Origin of the sequence: uncultured Candidatus Kuenenia sp. (assembly GCF_900696675.1) — a bacterium.
GTDB lineage: Bacteria > Planctomycetota > Brocadiia > Brocadiales > Brocadiaceae > Kuenenia > Kuenenia stuttgartiensis_A.
In genome coordinates this window covers 1-3262 of record NZ_CAADGZ010000213.1, presented here as the reverse complement: position 1 = coordinate 3262, position 3262 = coordinate 1, and the positions used below count along the sequence as shown (strand labels likewise).

The 3262-nt window shown below is 48.3% G+C and carries 2 protein-coding genes; both read left to right on the top strand.

Translation table 11 applies throughout. The features are described from left to right. On the top strand, positions 1-858 hold an 858-nt coding region (locus QZT26_RS16975; RefSeq protein ID WP_295103851.1), incomplete at its 5' end, for a DUF6079 family protein. Positions 859-1005: 147 nt separating this feature from the next. Beyond that, positions 1006-3195, top strand: coding sequence for a DNA methyltransferase (locus QZT26_RS16970; RefSeq protein WP_295103848.1), 2190 nt, complete (start codon positions 1006-1008; stop codon positions 3193-3195). The last annotated feature ends 67 nt before the right edge of the window (positions 3196-3262 follow it).

Here is a 3262-nt window from a genome sequence, read left to right as displayed (position 1 = left end):
ATGGATCACGGCCAGACCGCTTCCTGGCTCTCCACCGCGGAAGCGGTGCTGCCTGCCGGGCATGAATGGGTGGACAACATGAAGGCCATCCGGCAGGACATTCTTGATGCACTCAAACAGTTGGATATGAACGAACTTGTGGCACAGTCCAAGGGCATCGGGGACAAGCTTCAGAAGCTTAAGAAGGATTACATCGTCACTTACATCGGTCTGCATACCAAGGCCCGCCTGGGCGTGAACGACGACAAGCGGAAAGCAGGGCTGCTCAACGATCCGCGCCTGCAAACCCTGCTCAGGCTGGCAGGAATCGACCTGATGCCCCGGCAACAGCTCTTCGATTACCAGAACCGTCTGGCGAGGCTGAAGAGCTGCTTCGCCCTGACCGTGCAAAACCTGGACTCAACACCCATCTGCCCGCATTGCCAATTTCGGCCTGCGGCTGAAATTGGGATTTCTGGTTCCGGGTTCACGGTGACTGGTTCAAAACAGCTCGATCAGATGGACGAACAGTTGTACCAAATCATTGAACAATGGACCAAGACCATCCTGAACAATCTGGACGATCCGAGCACCAAGGCAAATGTAAACGAGTTGTTGCATGAGGATGACAAGAAAATCATTCAGGCATTCATTGAATCGAAGGAACTGCCAGACCCGGTTAACGGGAATTTTGTTCAGACGTTAAAAACAGTTCTCGCCGGTCTACAAAAGGTCCCCGTTAAGAAAACGGATTTGCTGGAAATCGTTTCGAATCTTGGGCCATCCACCCCGAACGAATTCAAACGCGCAATCGGCGACTACGTGGACTGCCTGATCAAAGGCAAAGACCCAAACAAAGTTAGAATCGTCTTGGAGTAGGAGTAGCAGCAGCAGCAGCAGCAGGCTGGAAAGCCTGCGCCACACTCAGAATAAGCCGGAGAACACATGAGCACAAACAACTATCAACAACAATCGCTGTTCAAAGAGCAAAGAATCGAGACTCTTGACTCTGGACCAGAGACCTGTTTGGGAAAGGAATTCCCAAACAGCGAGGCCCGTCGTGCCCACTTTACCGAGGAGCTGCGCAAGAAACTGCATGACCCGGAATTCCGCAAGATCGAAGGCTTTCCCATTGGCAGCGACGAGGACATACTGAACCTGAGCGATCCGCCGTATTACACCGCCTGCCCGAATCCCTGGATTGCCGATTTCATTGCTCAGTGGGAAAAAGAAAAGAAAGTAGCAAGGGTAAGAGAATGGTTATCCATGAAAAGTGTGGGGCAGGCTTTCCGGCCTGCCCTGAATTTTCCGGAAATTCGGGAGTTTCAAAAAAAAGATCTGGATTATGTCCATCAATATCAAAGAAGACTGCCTCACTGGGAATTGCCGGGATCATCCTACTTCATCACCTTCCGAACCCATAAAAATGTAGGGCAGCCTTTCCAGGCTGCCAATACTGCCAATACTTTCCAGCCTGCCAGTCAATTGAATATGCCTAATCTCCTTGAGGAAGCATTATGGTTTTTCCACCAGGAAAGATACTTGCTTGATGCTTATGTCATTATGCCTGACCATGTACACCTTTTGATCAGACCTACGCAAGGGAATACACTGGCTAAAATTATGCAGGGCTTGAAAGGCTATACAGCAATGGAACTCAATAAAATCATGAAGAGAAAAGGCTCCTTTTGGCAGGATGAAAACTTTGATCACCTCATAAGAAACGGAGCGGACTGGTTGGATAAATTTGAATATATCCACAACAATCCTGTGAAAGCAGGACTGGTGGAAAACCCCGAGGACTACCCTTACAGCAGTTTGGTGACTCTTCATGCAGAAGGCAGGCTGGAAAGCCTGCCCCACACTCAGCTTTACCATCGCGAGCCTTTTGCGGCGGATGTGAGCGAGGGCAAGAACGACCCCATCTACAACGCGCACTCCTACCATACCAAGGTGCCGCACAAGGCCATCATGCGTTACATCCTGCATTACACACAGCCGGGTGACATCGTGTTTGATGGGTTCTGTGGAACAGGCATGACCGGTGTGGCTGCGCAGATGTGTGGCGACCGCGAAGTGGTAATGTCTCTCGGCTACCAGGTGAAGCCAGACGGGACCATTTTGCAGGAAGAGACTGACAAAGACGGTAAGAAGGTGTGGAAACCTTTCTCCAAACTTGGCGTTCGCCGGGCGGTGCTGAATGACCTTTCACCGGCTGCTACTTTCATTGCCTACAACTACAACACGCCAGTCGATGTTGCAGCGTTTGAGAAAGAGGCCAAACGCATTCTCAGGGAAGTCGAGGAAGAGTGTGGATGGATGTACGAGACGCTCCACACGGATGGTAAAACTAAAGGAAAGATCAACTATACGGTTTGGTCGGATGTGTTTGTTTGCCCTGAGTGTGCTGGTAACGTGGTTTTCTGGGATGTTGCCGTTGATAAAGATTCAGACAAAGTATTTGACGAATTCAATTGCCCTAACTGCAAGGCCAAACTTACCAAGAGGGCCATGGAGAGGGCATGGACGACACGATATGACAACTATCTGATGCAGACAGTTCGCCAGTCAAAGCAAGTCCCGGTTTTGTTGAACTACACGGTCGGCAAGAAACGATTTGAAAAGAGTCCTGATTCGTTTGATACTGAACTTTCGGAACGAATAGAACAACACAAATCATCCTATTGGGTTCCAGTTGAACGTATGATGGTGGGGAAAGAAACTAGGCGGAACGATCCCATTGGCTTAACACATGTTCACCATTTTTACACAAATCGAGATGCAGCGGTAATCTCATGCTTTTTGTCAAAGGCAGAGAAAACAAAACACAGCAGAATGCTTAAACTTGCTCTTACAAGCCTTCTCATCTATGCGTCTAAGCTTAGTCGATGGAGATTGGCAAACAAAAGCGGGCCTCTTGCGGGGACACTCTACGTATCGTCTACAATAATGCCATTGGACGCAATGACCATCTTGCCTAACAGGATAAAACGCTTGGCAAATGGAAAGCGTAGTGTACTATTGCTTAATTTTAACAATTATTCAATTTCAACAAATAGTAGTTCTTTCGCAGATGCCCCGAACAACTCCGTAGACTATATATTTACAGACCCCCCTTTCGGAGCCAATTTGAATTATTCAGAGCTGAGTTTTTTGTACTACTATCCATCAATTTCTTGTTTTTTATGCGTGTTTTTCATGCCGCCATTTCCGTAAGTGCTTTAATATCAAGGGCTGAAGCGGTCATCAGTGAACAAGAGAACTTCTGGCCTTTCTCCGTCAA